Origin of the sequence: Lewinella sp. (genome assembly GCF_050633125.1) — a bacterium.
GTDB lineage: Bacteria > Bacteroidota > Bacteroidia > Chitinophagales > Saprospiraceae > Lewinella.
Genome location: NZ_JBOEFX010000075.1, coordinates 1 through 18404, shown reverse-complemented (window position 1 = coordinate 18404; position 18404 = coordinate 1). Strand labels below are relative to the sequence as shown.

The following is an 18404-nucleotide window of genomic DNA, read 5'->3' as shown; positions in this document are numbered from 1 at the left end:
AAATAAAAAAACGGATTACCTTTGCTTCCCTAACCATCACTGAATAGATGACTCGTTTAAGTGTAAACATAAATAAGGTGGCGACCCTGCGTAATTCCCGTGGAGGTAATTTGCCCGACTTGATACAAGTAGCCAAAGATTGTGAAGCATTCGGTGCCGAGGGAATTACGGTGCATCCGCGCCCTGATGAGCGGCATATTCGCTACAGCGATGTTCCTTTGTTGAAAAACATTGTTACTACTGAATACAATATCGAAGGTTATCCCAACCGGCCTTTTCTTGATTTGGTTTTGGCCAATCGGCCTGATCAATGTACGTTGGTTCCTGACGGACCAGGCGTACTTACTTCGGATCAAGGGTGGGATACTATAGGGCAGGCAGCCTTTCTGAAAGAAGTAGTGGCAGAATTGCAAGCTGCTAATATCAGGGTGTCTTTATTTGTTGACGCAGAAGAACGCTTTATTGAAGGAGCTAAGGAAGTTGGGGCCGAACGCATTGAGTTTTATACCGGGCATTATGCCAAACAATTTTCAAATGATCCTAAGAAAGCGGTTGCACCTCATACTCGTTGTGGGGCCTTGGCCAACCAGATTGGCTTGGGAATTAACGCCGGGCACGATCTTAATTTAGAGAACCTCTCCTATTACCGGAAAAATGTACCGGAGTTGCTAGAAGTGTCAATTGGGCATGCCCTGATAAGTGATGCTTTATACTTTGGTTTACAGAATGTTATCCAAATGTACCTGCGTCAATTGAAGTAGGGTTGCAAGATTTGTTTTGGCAGTAAGCAGCGTTTGCAAAGAAATATGCGTTGTTAAGAGTGTGTTAAAGTCGAAAATATTTCTCACCTTAGCCCTGCCAATAGAAAAACAGTTTTGTGTTATTGAATTTTTAGTTCAGCATTAGTAAAAAAAAGTCTCCTTTCGCTCAATAAGGAGAATTCACCCCTCCAAGAAACCAAATTAAAAAAATCACCGATGCCTTAGGGGTCGGTTAAAGAAGTACATCTGTTCTTATGGGACAGGTGTTGTGTTGACTAGTATTTTTTTATTTAAAACGCCATTAGTATGAAAAAACTCTCACTAGTATTATCGCTAGTGCTGTTTGCCGTGAGCTTTGCAATAGCTCAGCGGACAGTATCGGGTACCATTACCGATGACGGCGGCGAGCCGTTAATTGGTGCGAGTATCCTCGTAAAAGGCACTTCTTCCGGTACAGTAACCGATATCGACGGTTCTTATTCCTTGGAAGTTCCTGACGGATCTACCACATTGGTAGTTAGTTACACGGGATTTGAGACCCGTGAAGTAGCAGTAGGTGCCAGCAATTTGCTGGATATTACCATGAGTGAAGGGGTAGCCCTTGACGAGGTGGTAGTAACTGGTTTGGGTATTCGACGGGACAAGAAAGCCCTCGGATATGCGGTAACCACACTTGGTAATGATCAACTCGAGCTTCGACCAGAGGCGGATGTTGCGCGTGTATTACGCGGTAAGGTACCAGGTGTAGATATCTCTCAAACTTCCGGTCTTGCCGGTTCTGGTACTAACGTAATTATCCGTGGTTATTCCTCTATCACCGGTTCAAATCAGCCATTATTCGTTGTTGACGGAGTTCCTTTTAACTCTGACACGAACAATGACCGTGATTTTGCCGATGGTGGTTCTTCGGCTTCCAGCCGTTTCTTGGATATTGACCCCAACAACATTGCAGAAGTTTCTGTATTGAAAGGTCTTTCTGCTACCGTACTTTACGGTGAAGCGGGCCGTAATGGGGTTATCCTGATTACCACTAAGAATGGTAACATCGGTGATTTGGACAAGAAGTTTGAAGTAACCGTTGACCAGTCATTCTTTGCGAATGACATTGCGTCTTTACCTGAAGACCAGGACAGCTGGGGTAATGGTTTCCACAACTTCGCTTCTGCAGCCTTCTCTAACTGGGGAGCTAATTTCAACGAGCGTACCGCTAATGACGGTGTAGCTGCTGATGGAACTGTTGCTCACCCTTATGATCGTTCTGCATTAAACGGTGTTTTACCTCAGTACGTAGGTGCTCGGTACAACTACCAAGCTTATGACAACTTGGAGAACTTCTTCCAGACAGGCTTGATTGCGAGCACTTCGGTGAATATCGCTAATCGTCTGTCAGAAGGAACTTCTTTAAACTTCAGCTACGGTTACCGTTCTGAAGAGGGATTCATTCCGCTAAGTACATTTGACAAGCACAACCTTGGTTTGGGTATCAATACTAAACTAGCAAATGGTTTAGAATTGGTGAGTACGTTTAACTACGTTACTTCTGAGCGTCAGGCACCACCAACTGCGGTTAGTTTTTCTTCTAACCCTACTGATGCTGCTTCGTTGTTCTCGAATGTGTTCTACACACCTCGTTCTGTTTCATTGGAAGACCTTGAGTATGAAAATCCTCAGGATTTCTCCAGTATTTACTACCGTGGTGGTAATGATATTCAGCACCCTTACTGGACGTTGAATAACACTTCTGATAACGAACGCGTTAACCGTTTCTTCGGTACAATTGCACTGAAGTACAAGTTGACAGATTGGTTGTCTGCCATGTACCGTGTTGGTTATGATGGATTTACTCAAACGCAGCGTTACTCCGTCAACAAAGGTGGTGGCCAATTGCCTTTAGGTCTTTTGGAAACATCAGAGCGTGGCAACACGATTGTTGACCATAACTTGAACCTTCAGTACAATGCTCGTCTTAGTGACGATCTAACACTGGATGGTGTTGTAGGTATGAATGTTCGCCGTGATGTACGTCAGCGTACGTTTGCAAACAGCTCTCAGCAGTTTGTTTACAACCTGTTGACGCACGACAACTTTATCAACCACACCAATACATCAGATTTCCGCGAAGAGAACTTGATTGGTGCTTATGCTACAGCCTCTTTAGGCTTCAAGAATTTCTTGTATCTGAATGTGCAGGCGCGTAATGACTATACGTCTACGCTTGAGAAGGAGAACCGTTCTATTCTATATCCTTCTGTTTCTGCATCTTTCATTGCTACAGAAGCATTTGCTGGTTTGCAGAACAACAGCACGCTGAATTACCTGAAACTTCGTTTGGGTTACGGTACTTCTGCTGGTTATCCTAACCCTTACCAGACGCGTAACATCCTGGGTGTTGCTACACGTGAGTTTATTACCAATGGTGGTACTGTTGTGAATACCAATACAGTAGACAACCGTTTTGGTAACCCTGATCTTAAGCCAGAGCTACACTCAGAATTGGAGCTTGGTGTGGAGGCACGTTTGTTCAATAACCGCTTCGGTATTGATCTGTCTTTATACGACAAGCAGTCTACGGACTTGATTATCGATTTGGATCTTGATCCATCAACAGGTTATGAAAACACGACGATCAATGCTGCTGAAATTAGCAACAGAGGTATCGAGTTAGGTCTTGATCTGGCAGTTGTTCAGACGAGTAACTTACGTGTTGCACTGAATGCCAACTTTACCAAGAACGTTTCTAACGTTGAGAAGCTTGCAGACGGTATTGATCAGCTGGTTTTCGCTGGCTACTCTAACCTGGGTAACTTTGCCATCGTTGATCAGCCTTACGGTGTGATTCAGGGAGAAGTTATTTCTCGTGATGCCAACGGTAATCGTATTGTTCAAAGTAATGGTACTTACCTTACGGCTCCAGACCTAGGTATTTTAGGTGATCCTAACCCTGCTTACGTAATGAACTATGGCCTTAATGTAAACTTCAAGGGAATTGCCTTGAACGCATTGATGACCTATTCTGATGGTGGTGTTATTTACTCTACTTTACCTTCTACCTTGATGGCTCGTGGTATTCTTGCAGAGACGGACTTTGACCGGTACGTACCTGTTGTTGCTCCTGGTGTTAAAGAAGATGGTACGCCTAATGATATTCAGATTACTTCTACCCAGCACTACTGGCAGAATGGTGGTGTATTCCAGGATGAGATGCGCGTTTACGATGCATCTTACCTGAAATTGCGTGAAGTTTCTATCTCTTACAGCTTGCCTGGTAACTTGATTGATAATTCACCATTTGGTACGGTGACTATGACCCTGTCTGGCCAGAACTTGTGGTTCAAAGCACTTGGTTTCCCTGAAGGAGCAAACTTTGACCCTGAAGTACTTTCATTAGGTGTAGGTAACGGCCGTGGCTTTGAGCTGATGAACGTTCCTACTTCTCGTCAAATTGGTGGTAGCGTACGCGTCACCTTCTAAACAACCAAAAGTGAATAACAATATGAAAAATATTTTAAAATACAGTTTTCTTGCATTGGTAGCCCTCGCAATTGTGGGGTGCCAAAGCTTGGAGCTTGATGAGTTGTTGGATAACCCCAACTCGGTTTCGCCCGAAAAGGCAGAATTAGACTTGGTGTTCAATGCCGTAATGCTGGACTTCAAAGACTTCGTTGATGAAGTGAGTGATGAAACCATGCCTTATGTGCGTATGGCAGCTATGGCTGACGGTTATTTTTACAATAACCAGGACGGTCCTACCAGCTTCGATTTTATGTGGGAAACTGCCTATTTCGATTTGCTGCCGGATCTTAACCTGATCATTGACAATGCTACTGAGCGTGATCTTACGACCTACGCTGGTATTGCAAAGACGATGAAGGCTTATATCCTATTTACCTTGGTAGATTTGTACGGAGACATTCCTTACAGCGAAGCTTTTCAAGGGGTAGTAGTACCTAGCCCGAAGGCTGATACAGATGTGGCTGTTTACGGTGCTGCAGCGGATTTGTTGACTTCAGCTTTGGCTGATTTCTCAAGCCCGAAAGGAGAGTATATCGGAGACCTTTACTATGATGGTACTGGTGAATCATGGGCAACGTTAGCTAATACACTTCTAATTCGTTACAATGTAATGACTCGCCTAGCAGGTGGAAGTGGTGCTGCTATCGATGCTATTGTTGGAGGCGGTGATTTCATCGACGCAACTAGCGAAGATTTCCAATTCCAGTATGGTACTAACCGTGCTACGCCTGATTCTCGCCACCCTTACTATTCTGATGGTTACGAAAATGGCGGCCCAGGCTGGTACATGAGTAACTACATGATGTGGCAGATGTTCGGGGATAAGGATAACGAAGACCCACGTCTACGTTATTACTTCCGCCGCCAGGATGGGTTTGAAGACAATGAAAACCAGTTTACCCTGGATTGTACTACAGCTCCTTACCCTACGCACTGGGAAGACGGTTACCCTTGGTGTACCGCATCTGGTGACTACGGTGATCCTGATGGAATTCGCGGAGGATACTGGGGCCGTAGCCACGGTAATGCCGACGGTATTCCGCCTGATGACTTGAAGCGTACTGCTTGGGGCTTGTACCCTGCTGGTGGTGCATTTGATGATCTGCCAATGATTATCCAGGACGAAGATACTGGTGATGACACTTGGCAAGTATCTAATGGTGGTACTGATGGTGCACGTGGTGCTGGTATTCAGCCTATCTTCTTGTCTAGTTGGACGCACTTCCTTTTGGCAGAAGCGGCCTTGACAATGGGAACAAGTGGCGATGCTCGCGCATTGTTGGAAACTGGACTACGTCAGTCTATCAGCAAAGTAATGAACTTCAATACTGCTGTCGTTGATGCAACGCTTGTACCTACTGACGAAGCAGTTGATGCTTATGTAGCTGAAGTAATGGGCTTGTATGATGCTGCTGCTGATGACGAAGCTCGCTTGGATCTCATTATGAATGAGTACCGCTTGGCTTCTCATGGTATGGGGCTGGAGCCATTCAATAGCTACCGTCGTACTGGGTATCCTTCTTTGATGGAGCCTACACGGGAATCTACTTCTACAAGCTTCTTCCCACGTACCTTCTGGTACCCTGCAGTATACGTTAACTTTAATGCTACCGCTTCTCAGCGTCAGGATTTGAGTGGCCGTGTATTCTGGGATACGAAGCCTGGTGATTTACGTTAATTTTGTCTAACCGATTCCGGTGGTCTTCTGTACAGCAGAGAACCACCGGGTTTGAAAATAATTTTGCGATGAAAAAACTTTTTTATTCGCTTTTCGCACTTTCGATCTTGGTAGGTTTTACCGCCTGTGAAGAAAAGGAACGTGCATTTCCCGAATACGAAAACTTAGAGCACGGAGCTTTTGCTCGTCAGTTGACTAAGGCCGGGAATTTCTTTTTGACTGATATTGATAACTCAGCCATCGATATCTCTGTAGAATTCTACGATGAGAATGACGGTAAGAACGTAGCTTCTTACTCTTGGGTGGTAGAGTACATTGACAAAGCTAATGGCGGTGCTAATAGCGTTGCTCCTGTTAATATTTTGACGATTGATGCTGGAGCATTCAGTACTAATCCTGACACAGGGCTTCCTTTCACTAGCTTCGGCTTTACTTTGCCAGAGGTGCTTTCTACGTTGGGTATCACAGCTGCTGATGTAGACGGTGGTAGCACTTTCCGTTTCAATGCAACGCTAACCTTGAATGACGGTCGTACTTTTACGGCTGCCAATACAGGGTCTAACGTTATTTCTTCTGCGCCATTTAGCGGCTTGTTCAGCTTTGATGCTGACTTGCTTTGTACTTCTGATCTTTCAGGAATCTACGAAGTAACGACCGAAGCTTGGTGTGGTGATGTTGGTCCAACCATCATGACCCAATGGGTAGAAACGGCTAGCGAAGGTGTTTACGATGTTATAGATCCTGCTAATCCTGATGATCCGGATGCGGCTGATTTCTCTTTCGGTGCTTACACTCCTTGTTATGGAGAAGGTTCTACTTTACCTGGTGGTACCCTTCAAATCAAGGATGCTTGTAACATCATCGCTCCTATCGGCTCTAGCCGTTGGGGTGAGTTTTACACGTATGAAAGTGTAACCGTTAGCGGTTCTACTTTGGTGATCGTTTGGTCCAATGACTATGGCGAAGGCGGTACTTCTACTTTCGTTCGTACGGATGGTACAGACTGGCCTCCATTGACTAACTAAGATGATTAAATAATTTACCTCGTGTAAATTTATTAATCGCTTTATATTAAGCCACCTGGACAACGAAAGTTATCCAGGTGGCTTTTGTATTTTAGCTACACTTAAAAAATGAGGTATGCGAAAACGCTTTTCTAAAAATGCTTTGTGTATTTTTTTTTGGTTTTTAATGGTAGTAATGCCTTCTGTCAGTTTTACACAAAACACAGTTGGGTTATTAACCTATAATTCGGAATCACCCATTGAAGATTACCTGCTTATCTACCCTGAGCAACAATCTACTGTATACCTGTTGGATGCCTGTGGGCAAATTGTACATAGCTGGGAGGATGGTGATTTTGGCGCACGCCCTGGTGCGGTAGCTTACCTTTTGCCTGATGGGCGTTTGCTGCGGGCCAAACGTTATGCACCACTTTTTGAGGGGCCTACCTTTGGCTCAGGTGGCGCGGGCGGTGTTGTTGAATTGGTAAGCTGGGACAATGAAGTATTGTGGACCTATGTGGTTGCGGATAGCCATGAACGGCAGCACCATGATGTGCATTACCTGCCCAATGGGCATATACTGATACTGGCCTACGATTTTATTGAAAGTGAGGAAATTATTGCCAATGGCTTTGATACGCTTTCTTACCCACAGCAGAGTATTTGGTCGGAAAAAATTATAGAGGTAGACCCATTGACCGATAGTATCCACTGGGAATGGAGAGCCTGGGATCACTTGGTTCAGGACTTTGACGATGCTGCTGAGAATTTCGGAGAGATTAGTGCTCACCCTGAACGTATTAATCTTAATTATCAAGAATTTTCTGAAGGTAGAGATGATTGGGTCCATGCTAATGCGATTGATTACAATGAGGAGCTGGACCAAATTATGATCAGTGCTCGAAATTTCAACGAAATATGGATCATTGATCATAGCACCACCACAAGTGAAGCTGCAACAACCAGTGGCGGTAACAGCAATCGTGGAGGCGACCTATTGTGGAGATGGGGCTCGCCACATGCTTATCAACAGGGGACATTAGAAGAGGAAAAATTATTTTCGCAGCATGATGCACAATGGATTGATGATTTTGTAGCGGAGAATTATGAGCATTATGGTGCGATAGCGGTCTTTAATAATTTTGTTAATTTTTCTGTGGAAGACGGCTTGTCCAGAGGGCAGATTATTACCCCCGTTTGGGAGGAAAGCACCCAGTCTTATTCCCAGGGAAGTGGCAGTTTTTTACCTGAAGCGTTTAGTGCTGCTTTTGTACATCCAGATACAGCTAAAACCTTCTCCACCAATGCATCCAGCATCCAGGTATTGGGTGATGGGCACGTTGTGATTTGTGCGGCACGCCAAGGGCGTATTTTTGAGCTTGATGAAGAAGGAGAGCTTGTTTGGGAATACCTTACTCCTCTGCGATTCGGGCAAAATTTTCCTCAAGGAGGAGATTTGAATGTAGGGGATAATTTCACCTTCCAGGCAGAAAGATACCCCGCCGATTATGAGGCTTTTGTGGGTAAAGACCTCAGCCCACAAGGCTACCTGGAACTTGATCCGAATGAAGAGTTTTGCAGTGTGGTCGCTGTTGATGAATTGAACGAAAAGCAATCGTCGGTAACGGTTTTTCCAAACCCTTCTACAGGCCAATTTTCGGTCAATGTAAACACAGCAACAATTGGTGAAACGCTGACGATAAGGGACATGCGAGGTGTTGTGGTTTTACAACAATCATTGCTATCCAATAGTGTTATGTTAGATATGAGCAACTACTCTGCTGGTATATATTTTCTGCAAGTCTCAGGAAAGGCGGAAGTGCAGAAATTCATTATAAAGTAAAACGGGCTTTAGCCCGTTCGTAAAGTAGTAAAGTGATGTAGGGTACGCCCGGGATAAATCCCAGGCTACATTGTAAAACGGGCTTCAGCCCGTAATAAAAACCAAAAAAATGCCTTCTCCGAAAAAAATATATTACAAAAGAAACCTGCCTCATTACCAACCACCTGGCGGCACGTTCTTTGTTACTTTCAGGCTGAAAAATTCAGTGCCTATGGCTACGTTAAGAAATCAGAAACGCAGCCAGGAAGAAGAAATGATTGCTAAGAGAGACCTTTCCCAAGAAGAAAGGGATGAGTATCATTTACAGCATGTTTTTGCTAATGATGAATTGCTTGATAAAATAAAAAGTGGACCTTTTTTCTTGCAAGAAAAAGCTATTGCTCAATTGGTAATAGAAAGGATCGAAGAATATGATACACAGCTATACGATTTGTTGAGCTATTGTATAATGCCTAATCATGTTCATCTCTTGATTGATACCCAAATACAGTTGGCTGATGATGGTAGTATCCCTGGAGATTATGTCCAGCTACAAGACATAATGCGACTAATTAAGGGTGGGACAGCTACAGCAGCAAATCGTTTATTGAATAGGAGTGGGCCATTTTGGGAAAGTGAAAGTTATGATCATTGGGTAAGAAATGAGGATAGCCTTTTTCGTATTATAGCTTATATTATGGAAAATCCCTGTAAAGCAAATTTCGTAAAGAGGTGGCAAGACTGGCCTTACTCTTATGCCAAGGGCTACATGTAAAACGGGCTTCAGCCCGTTTGTAAAGTAGTAAAGTGATGCAGGGTACGCCCGGGATGACCCTAGGCTACATTGTAGCCCGTTCGTACGGCTTATCCTTTGTACCACGCCACCACTTGTGTTGCTTGTTTTCCTGACCCTAGTAGCAGATAATAGATGCCAGCAGGCAACTGGTGAATATCAATAGGAGAAGAGCTGCCGGGGGAGGTCTTGCCACGGTAAACCAGTTGACCAGCACTATTTATAATGCGAAACTGCGTAGGAGAGGCTAACTCCTGAATAATAAAAAGCTCCTCTTGTGCTGGATTCGGGTAGATCTTTAGCAATGGGCTTTCAGTAGGGGTAGAGGTGCTTACCAAAACAGCATCAAGGCCAGTATCTGGATCTGGTAGGATGTCTCCTCCCGTGCTGCCCCCTTCTTGTAGATGGAATTGCTCATCCGCAGGTAGGTTGTAGTACCGGTCAGTATGTCCGCTGGGCCAAGTGACAATTAAAGAATCTACCGCTTGAGCATCACCTAGGCCAAAGATATTGGTGCCTGAGTTTTGCCCTAGAAAACCGTTTCCGCATTGTGTGTAAAGTTGTTGGTACCGATCATTAGCGTAACATTCCAAGCGGGTGCCGATGCCATTACGATTGCTGACTACCCCCTGTAAGCTTGTTTTTATCCAATGATGTTCAAGCGGTGGGCTAGACCAAAGTTGAGCATAAAAAGGGTAGAGGTTGATGACCATAATATCTGGGTAGCCATCCTGATTATAGTCGCCAATGGCATTGTTGTACGATTGGGTTGTATCGCCGATAAAGCCCAGGTCGGGCTGGCTAAAAGTACCGTCATTTTCATTTTGATAAAAAGCCGCCGAAGTTGCATCACTGCCGGCTACAGAACCGCTCACGTAGAGGTCGAGGTCACAATCGTTGTCTGCATCTAGGAATACGGCCCCCCAAGAGTCTTGATAAAACCCAACACCGGAAGCGGCTGCTACCTCTGAAAAAGTATACTGCCCATCTTCATTAGGGCCATTGTTATGTAGTAAGTTGTTGCCGTTAACGATATTGGTAACATAGATGTCTATCAGCGTGTCGTTGTTGTAGTCGCCGATGGTTACGGACATGGCATCAATGGCGATATCTGCGCCAGCGGCAGCGCCTGTGTTGAGGAAGGTGCCGTCGCCTTGGTTTTCTAACAAGGTGTTCTTATTGCCCATTCTGTCGTGAGCAGTATAGATGTCGGGCCATCCATCCTGGTTGTAGTCCAGAAAGCCAGAGCAAAATGGCCGTCCGCCTGTATCAGCAGTTTGAGTGCTTTCTGTAACGTTGGTAAAGGTTTGGTTACCATTATTACGAAAAAAAAGATGCTCATCATCAGCTCCGTTATTACGCACACTAAAGTACAGGTCAACCCAACCATCACGGTCATAATCGCCAAAGCAGGCACCAAAAGTTTGGGTGTTGAACGTAGGTAAGCCAGCGGCAAGCGTGATGTCTGTCATCTGAAGATCGCCCGTATTTTCATACAAACGATTTAAACCATAGTAGGTGGCAAGAAACAAATCCTGATCACCATCATTGTCAAAATCCACCCAGAGGAGTTGCTTTACTTCGTCCTCATTATCAACCAGTGGTGATAAGAGCATAAAATGCCCACCCATGTTTTGATAAAACTGTACGGGGTCTCCCTGCGCATTCGCCAGACTGAGATCGTCTAGTCCATCTTGATTGAAGTCGTAGAAACTGACCCCACCTCCGAGAAGACTTGACAAGTATCTATGGTTGATTCCACATTGTCCTGCCCTATCCGAGAAGTTTAGCTGAGCCTCTACCGAAGTTCCTGCCAGGAGTATTCCGATCAGTAATAAAAAATTCTTCATTGCTTAAGCGTTCATCTATCGATCATACTAGTATTCAAAAATACGATCATTTTTCATTCCGCTGATACTTCACCTCGCCATTTACAATGGTCGTGAGTACTTTCGTTTCCATGATTTCAGCTTCGCTGCAACTTAGAAGGTTATTGCTTAACACGACGATATCTGCCAGTTTTCCAGGGCTAAGACTGCCTTTGTCGTTTTCTTCAAATGCGGCATAAGCATTGGCCATGGTGTAGGAATAAATACCTTCCTCTCTGGTCATCGCCTGTTCCGGGAAGAATTCCATGCCGGAATCGGGGCGCTTGCGGGTAACGGTAGCATAATAGCTGGCCAAGGGGTCAACATCCTCTACGGGCACATCGGTGCCATTGGTTACTACAGCACCAGCGTCCAGTAAGCTGCGCCAGGGGTAGGCTCCGGTGCGGGCACGCTCTGTGCCCAAGCGCTTCTCTACAAACGGCGCATCTGAAGTACAGTGAATGGCCTGCATAGACGCAATAACACCTAGTTCTGCAAATCGCGGAATATCTTCTACCGCCAAATGCTGACTGTGCTCAATTCGCCAACGATAATCCTGTTCGCCGTTTTCAGCAAAGCGTTTTTCAAAAAGGTTAAGCACCTCTTGATTGGCACGATCGCCAATAGCATGGACACATAGTTGCATTTTTTTATCAATGGCCAAACCCGCAATACTGTCGACTGTTTCCAGCAGAGTAGTGTTTTGTCCAACAAAATCGGGTTTGTCATCATAAGGCTCCAGCAGCCATGCACCAAAGGCACCCAGGGCACCATCTACTTCGGATTTAATAGCCCGACAAGTAAAGAAATGATCACCTGCATCTACAATTGGAAATTGGTTGCCTAAGCCAGCAGCCAGTTTGTTATAGGATAGTCGAGCCATGACCCAAAGCCGTAGATCAAGCTCTCCTGCTTCGGCCAGTTTTTGGTAGTCTTCAATTTCTTGAAAAGAAGAACCTGCATCCTGGAAAGAGGTAACCCCTTTGGCCAAGCATTCTTTTTGTGCTAGTTCAATGCCTTCTTGCCATTCTCCCACCAGGGCTTGTGGCGAAAGGCCATCGCGATAAGCAGCATAGGCTTCGTTGATAAGACTCATCGCTCGTTCTTCGAAGACGCCGATGGGTTGGCCTTGATTGTCTTTGAGGATGTGCCCGCCCCTGGGATCAGGGGTTTCGGCGGTGACGCCCGCTAGTTTCATGGCGGCTTCGTTGGCAAAAAGAGAGTGGCCGCTGGCGTGGCGTAGTACCACGGGGTGGTCTTTGGTAAGTACACTGAGGGTATGATGAGAAGGGTAGCCGTGTTGTGCCAACTCAGGGGCTGTTGTCCATTTTTCCTGGTGCCATCCTCTGCCGGTAATCCATTCGCCATCAGGCGTTTTTGCGGCTTTTTCGGCGACCATCTGCACGATTTCATCCCAGCTTTTTGCTTGTAGGAAGTTGAGATTCATCAATCCGTAGCCGAGGCCAGAAAAGTGACCATGTCCTTCAATAAATCCAGGCATCACAAATTTTCCATCGAGGTCCATGACCTCTGTAGCTTCTGAGCGATATTCCTCTATGGTGGCCTCATCGCCAATGGCTAATATGCGCCCGTCTTTGATTGCCATCGCCGTAGCAGTGGGTTGGTCAGGGTCAACGGTATAAATATCGGCATTGGTGAGGATCAAATCTGCGGCGACTTGTTCCTGTTTACAAGCAGTTACGAATAGCAAAAGACTTGTAAAGAGGAAAAGTAGACGATGGTTAGTAAGCAGCATATTGTATTGTTTTCCAGCGGAAGCTCAAAGATTGAACTTTAGAGAACTTCCCTAACTTAGCGATTAGATTATTCGACAAAATACGAAAACCTTATGTCCAGTATCCATATCCGTAGAGGAAATACCGCAGACTTAGCTGCCGTTCACAATTTAGTGCGGGAATTAGCTATTTATGAAAAAGCAGAAGACGCACTGACAGCGACTGTAGAAGATTACAAACGCGATTTTGATGCGGGGGTATTCGAGTGTATAGTAGCCGAAGACAAAGGCCAAGTCATAGGCGTGTGCTTGTATTACCTGACTTATTCAACCTGGAAGGGGCGTATGCTTTACCTCGAAGATTTTGTGGTAAATGAATCCTATCGGCGCACAGGGCTGGGGCAACGATTATTTGATGCACTGAAGGTTCGGGCAATAGAGATGGAGTGCCGGTTGATGAAGTGGCAGGTGCTAGACTGGAATGAACCGGCTGTTCGGTTTTATGAAAAGAACCATGCCATTATTGAGAAAGAGTGGTGGAATGGGAAGCTGTTTTTATAAGGAGTTTACAAAAAAAAGGCCCATGCCTTCTACTGAGGTTGTTAATTCAATTACTTCTTAACAAATAAATAAAAATATTATTTGATTTATTTAAATAAGTAAATATCTTTGGTACGTAAAATAATGATATTCGACCACTTATAGTGTTTTTGCTACCGGTTCTGTGATTGGCGAGGCGGTGCAGATCATTAAAGAATACAGCATTTAATTTTCTATTCTCTTGTGATTTTACCTGTTTGAAGGGGGACACATGAATTAGAAATCAAGATTTATAGTGTTTCATAGTGTAGGGGGTGGCCGCTAAGGTTACCTCCTTTTTTTTGCCCTTAGTATTGCGCAGAAAATAAAGTACGATTTAGCTTCGCTGCTTCTTCGAGGTTTCTCAAGTTTTTCAAATAGCTAAAACGCTTAAAATGAAGCGCTTATTTAACTATTGTGAAAAACAACCACGAAGTAGAGGCGTAGCCAAATCGCTTTTTATTTTCGTGCTGTTCCTTAGAGTTCTCTGACGAGTAAAGATTCTGCCAAGCCAAAGAGTATATCCTTTTTTTCTTTAGGGGCATTTACTTGTTCAAGGTGTTGGTAAGCGCGTTTTTGGTAATCATTACGCAGGTTTCGAAGAAATTCAGGGATGCCTAATTCTACAAAGATATTGGTGACGGTAGCTACTTTTTCTTGCTCATTACCTGTTTGCTGGGCGTACAGGTGTAATAGCCGTTCTCGTACTTCTGGAGTGGCGAGTTCCAAGGCTTTAATAATGAGGCAGGTTTTTTTGTTTTGCACAATATCTCCACCTACTCGTTTTCCTACTTTTTGTGGATCGCCAAAGGTGTCGAGGAAGTCATCCTGTATTTGAAAGGCAATTCCTGTGAGTCGACCAAATTCACTTAGGTGCTTTTGATCTTCAGGGTCTGCGCCTGCTGCTATAGCTCCCATTTTTAGGCTCCCTGCAAGTAATGCAGCAGTTTTCATTTCAATCATTTGGAGGTATTCCTCAAGGCGAACATCATCTCTTTGTTCAAAATCGATGTCATACTGTTGGCCTTCACATACTTGGATAGCAACCTCAGAGAGGGTTTGGTAGAGCTGGGCAATAGCTTGCTGTCGGGGGCTATGCCGCAGGTAGTCATAAGCGAAAATAAGCATGACATCGCCGGAAAGTATTCCGCTGTTGAGGCCGTACTTACTGTGAACCGTAGCTTGGCCACGGCGTAAGGGCGCTTCGTCCATAATATCATCATGGACAAGACTGAAATTATGAAAAACCTCCACGCTTAATGCTACAGGAAGTGCCTTTTCGACTTCTTCTTCAAAAAGATAGCATGCCAGCAAAGCCATGACTGGCCGCATTCTTTTACCTCCTATGTTCATGATGTAATTGAAGGGTTCGTAGAGCGCCTTAGGTTCTTTGTCTATGTGATTGTCGAGTAAGTATTGATTGAAAAGCTGTTGGAGGGTGTTGATATTTTGCATGGAAGTCTTCTTGATAAATTGGCGGTAATTTACCCGTTATTATAAGTAACATTTTGCAACTTTTCAGGGTATAAGTCAATCGTCAGGTGATTATTCTATAAAAAGAGAATCCCGAACTGCTTTTGTGCTGTTCCTTGTCTGTCGAGAGTGTTTTTTACACTAGGTAAACGAACTATTAATGATGGAATGAAGAAATTGTTTGCGGCCTGTATAGAAAAAAAATAAAAACTATACACTCGATTATACTAAACTGGGGGTGGATAGTCCTATTTTTATACTAAATTTAGGCTCTTAGCTTTTTAGTTAGGAGCATTTATTGACACCTGAACAATAATCAACACATGAATAAAAAATCACGGCGTTACTGTATTCTTTTGATTGAAGACAATCCGGGGGATGTACGTCTTACCAAGGAAGCGTTTCGAGAGACAGGTGCAGATATTGACTTGCAGGTGGTTATGGATGGTGTTGAGGCTGTGGCTTATCTGCAGCAAGAGCGTGAATACGCAGAGAAGCCAATACCTGACTTAATACTTTTGGATTTGAATCTTCCTAAATGGGGGGGGAAGCAAGTGCTTGAAAGAATTAAGAAGGATGAACGTTTTTTGCGTATTCCTGTTGTTGTTCTGACCACTTCTAATGCGTCAGCAGATGTATTGGCTAGTTATAATTTACATGCGAATTGTTTTATCAATAAACCAGTAGATTTTGATAACTTTTTTCAGATTATCAACTACATTCAACAGTTTTGGTTAGAAACAGCTACGTTACCGGGTAGTGTTTCCTAGTTTAATTTATAGTCTGTAAACCCGTCCCCATATTTACTAATGATAATTTTTTTCCTATGGCGGGGTCATTAAAAGAAATGTTGAGAATACTTGTAATTGAAGATACCAAGGAGGATACGGAGATGATCCGTGTTTACCTGGCGGAAGCAAAAAACAAGTACCAGTTGCGATGCGCAGAGTCGTTATCGGAAGGTTTTTACATTATAGATGAACATCCAGTAGACCTGGTGCTACTAGACCTTAATCTGCCTGACAGTAATGGGTTCAATACGTTAAGGCGCTATTTGGATAAAGCGCCGCATGTACCTGTTGTGGTGATGACAGGAGTAACGGATCAACGCAAGGGAACAGAGTCCGTTAGGGCTGGTGCTCAGGATTTTCTGGTCAAGGGTGAATTCGAATCCCGGCAACTGGTCAAGGCTATCCGTTATTCGTTGGAACGGTTTCGTTTGCACGCTGATGCGGAAGAAAGAGCAACAAAAGCTTCAGATGAGAAGAGCCGTTTAGAAGCTTTGCAGAAGATGGCTTCTTTAGGAGACTGGGAAATGGATATTGTAAGTAATACAATGACTTGGTCAGAGGAGCTGTTTCAAATCTTTCAGCTTACGCCTCACAGCTTATCTCCTTCCCTTTCGGATTATCTACGTTATGTTCACCGTGATGATAGAGATCAGGTAGAAGCGTTTTTTGAAAAAGCCGTCCGCTATGAAGAGTACGGGCCTCTAGAGCATCGAATTCTCATCGATAACCGGATCATTAAAATCCTTAGCCTCAGAACCCGTATCAGGTTTGACGAAAAGACAAACAAGGTATTGCTTTTGGGGAGCGTTCAGGATATTACTCCTTCGGAAAGTGCAGGGGTGCCAGATGCTTCGAAAACGCCAGAACCCGAAGCGTCTAAGCCCAATCCTTATTATTCCAGAGAGCTTTTTAATCAGATCAGCTTTAATATTCGCACGCCTTTGAGCACCGTGGTGCATTTGTTTTATCTACTGGAGCAAACCAACCTCAATAAGCAGCAATCGAAGCTGGTGCAGGATTTGAAAACTACGATTAATGACCTGAGTTTTACGTTGAGTAACCTGGTGAATTTATCGATTTTATCGAATGACAATCTTCCGCTAACCCTCGAGCATTTCCGCATCCTGGATATTTTGGAATCGATCCAGCGGGTGATGTCCTTTAAAGGTCAGCAGCACAATAGGGAGGTAGATATTTATATCGATCCCCGCCTGTTAGTTACCGTCAAAGGTGATTCTAATAAACTGGCCCAACTGTTTTTCTGCCTTATTGAATTAGCATTTGCTTACAGTGTTTTCGAATCATTTGTTAAGCTGCGTTGCACGCTAGATGATGATGAAGAAAATGGCCGCGTCTTGCATGTGCAGATGGAGTATACCGGGGAGTTGCCTATTTGGCCAGATACCGAAACGGAAGCCACGGCAGAAGAAATTCTTTCTTTGTTGCAACCGTCATCCGTCGATGATGGAAGAGATCAATTGCTGGCGGTCGTCTTTCTTCGCTTGTGTGAGCAACTTAAAGTAGGGCAGCAAGTAAGTAGCCAAAAGGGAGAAGTGACCATTGACCTAACGATTCCCTTGCAGGTTAGTAACCAGCAATCAGCGAACATTCCGAAAACTCCTCAAAAAGACATCCAGATACTTTTAGTCGAAGATCATCCGATGCAGCAAATTGCGACCAAACAAATCCTAACCACTTGGTCAGATAAGGTATCAGTTGTTGTAGCTGATAATGGAAAAAGAGCTTTGGCCCAAGCCAAGGATATGGCTTTTAATATCATCTTGATGGATTTGCAAATGCCAGTGATGGACGGTTGGGAGGCCACCACACAGCTCCGCCAATTTTCCACAGTACCGGTTATTGCGCTTTCAGCCAGCAACAGCAAACAGGAGGAAGATCGCTGCTATCAAGTAGGGTTTAATGACTATATCGCAAAGCCATTTCAGCCAGAAGAACTTTATCATCGCATTATGCTGCTGATTCATGAGGATAATGGGAATGGTGTAGATTAAGCTGGACTTTCTGCAAAAAGGTCCGAAGGTCTAGCTAATTACAGCGACGACAAAACCAAGGTAGACTTGCTGTTGTTGGAGAAGGATACGCGAAGATCAAGAATATGTACGATTTAGTTATTATTGGCGGCGGTCCCACGGGGCTCAATGTCGCATTAGCTGCTGAAAAAGCAGGTATTAAATATTTGGTACTGGAAAAGGGGGTATTGGTAAATTCTATCTACCATTTTCCGGTTAATATGACCTTTTTCTCTACGTCTCAGAAATTGGAAATTGGAGAAACGCCTTTTATATCCCATACTGATAAACCCACCCGGAAAGAGGCGCTTGAATATTATCGCAGATTGCAGCAAGCTTACCAACTAAAGGTGAAGC

General features: G+C 44.3%; 13 protein-coding genes. 10 read left to right on the top strand and 3 right to left on the bottom strand.

Going from position 1 to position 18404, the window contains the following annotated elements; all coding sequences use genetic code 11:
• The first annotated feature begins 47 nt into the window (after positions 1–47).
• From ACRBG0_RS16220 to ACRBG0_RS16195, 6 genes are all read left to right on the top strand, one after another.
• Positions 48–761, top strand: coding sequence for a pyridoxine 5'-phosphate synthase (locus ACRBG0_RS16220; protein ID WP_431487918.1), 714 nt, complete (start codon positions 48–50; stop codon positions 759–761).
• 306 nt (positions 762–1067) lie between these two features.
• Complete coding sequence (locus ACRBG0_RS16215; protein WP_431487917.1) at positions 1068–4232, top strand: SusC/RagA family TonB-linked outer membrane protein; 3165 nt, start codon at positions 1068–1070, stop codon at positions 4230–4232.
• A gap of 22 nt (positions 4233–4254) precedes the next feature.
• A complete protein-coding gene (locus ACRBG0_RS16210; protein WP_431487916.1) occupies positions 4255–5952 on the top strand; it encodes a SusD/RagB family nutrient-binding outer membrane lipoprotein in 1698 nt (565 codons plus the stop codon).
• Between the two features lie 68 nt (positions 5953–6020).
• Entirely contained in the window at positions 6021–6977 is a 957-nt protein-coding gene (locus ACRBG0_RS16205) for a hypothetical protein (RefSeq protein WP_431487915.1), read from the top strand.
• 115 nt (positions 6978–7092) lie between these two features.
• Complete coding sequence (locus ACRBG0_RS16200) at positions 7093–8799, top strand: arylsulfotransferase family protein (RefSeq protein WP_431487914.1); 1707 nt, start codon at positions 7093–7095, stop codon at positions 8797–8799.
• A 211-nt stretch (positions 8800–9010) separates the two neighbouring features.
• Positions 9011–9553 (top strand): transposase, encoded by a 543-nt coding sequence (locus tag ACRBG0_RS16195; protein ID WP_431487913.1) that lies wholly within the window; start codon positions 9011–9013, stop codon positions 9551–9553.
• A gap of 89 nt (positions 9554–9642) precedes the next feature.
• On the opposite strand, the gene ACRBG0_RS16190 is transcribed toward ACRBG0_RS16195, so the two are convergent.
• Together ACRBG0_RS16190 and ACRBG0_RS16185 are read right to left on the bottom strand one after the other, a co-directional pair.
• Positions 9643–11421 carry an FG-GAP-like repeat-containing protein gene (locus tag ACRBG0_RS16190; RefSeq protein ID WP_431487912.1) on the bottom strand — a complete coding sequence of 593 codons (1779 nt, stop codon included), beginning with the start codon at positions 11419–11421 and terminating at the stop codon, positions 9643–9645.
• Between the two features lie 46 nt (positions 11422–11467).
• Entirely contained in the window at positions 11468–13195 is a 1728-nt protein-coding gene (locus ACRBG0_RS16185; RefSeq protein ID WP_431487911.1) for an amidohydrolase, read from the bottom strand.
• A 93-nt stretch (positions 13196–13288) separates the two neighbouring features.
• On the opposite strand from ACRBG0_RS16185, the gene ACRBG0_RS16180 reads away from it, so the two are divergent.
• On the top strand, positions 13289–13735 hold the full coding sequence (locus ACRBG0_RS16180; protein ID WP_431487910.1) for an N-acetyltransferase family protein: 447 nt from the start codon (positions 13289–13291) through the stop codon (positions 13733–13735).
• Positions 13736–14230: 495 nt separating this feature from the next.
• On the opposite strand, the gene ACRBG0_RS16175 is transcribed toward ACRBG0_RS16180, so the two are convergent.
• A complete protein-coding gene (locus ACRBG0_RS16175; RefSeq protein WP_431487909.1) occupies positions 14231–15208 on the bottom strand; it encodes a polyprenyl synthetase family protein in 978 nt (325 codons plus the stop codon).
• A gap of 341 nt (positions 15209–15549) precedes the next feature.
• On the opposite strand from ACRBG0_RS16175, the gene ACRBG0_RS16170 reads away from it, so the two are divergent.
• From ACRBG0_RS16170 to ACRBG0_RS16160, 3 genes are all read left to right on the top strand, one after another.
• On the top strand, positions 15550–15996 hold the full coding sequence (locus ACRBG0_RS16170; RefSeq protein ID WP_431487908.1) for a response regulator: 447 nt from the start codon (positions 15550–15552) through the stop codon (positions 15994–15996).
• A 77-nt stretch (positions 15997–16073) separates the two neighbouring features.
• Positions 16074–18029: a response regulator gene (locus tag ACRBG0_RS16165; protein ID WP_431487907.1), complete on the top strand. Its 1956-nt coding sequence runs from the start codon at positions 16074–16076 to the stop codon at positions 18027–18029.
• Positions 18030–18133: 104 nt separating this feature from the next.
• Positions 18134–18404 (top strand): NAD(P)-binding domain-containing protein (locus tag ACRBG0_RS16160; RefSeq protein WP_431487906.1); only part of this gene is annotated, 271 nt, incomplete at its 3' end.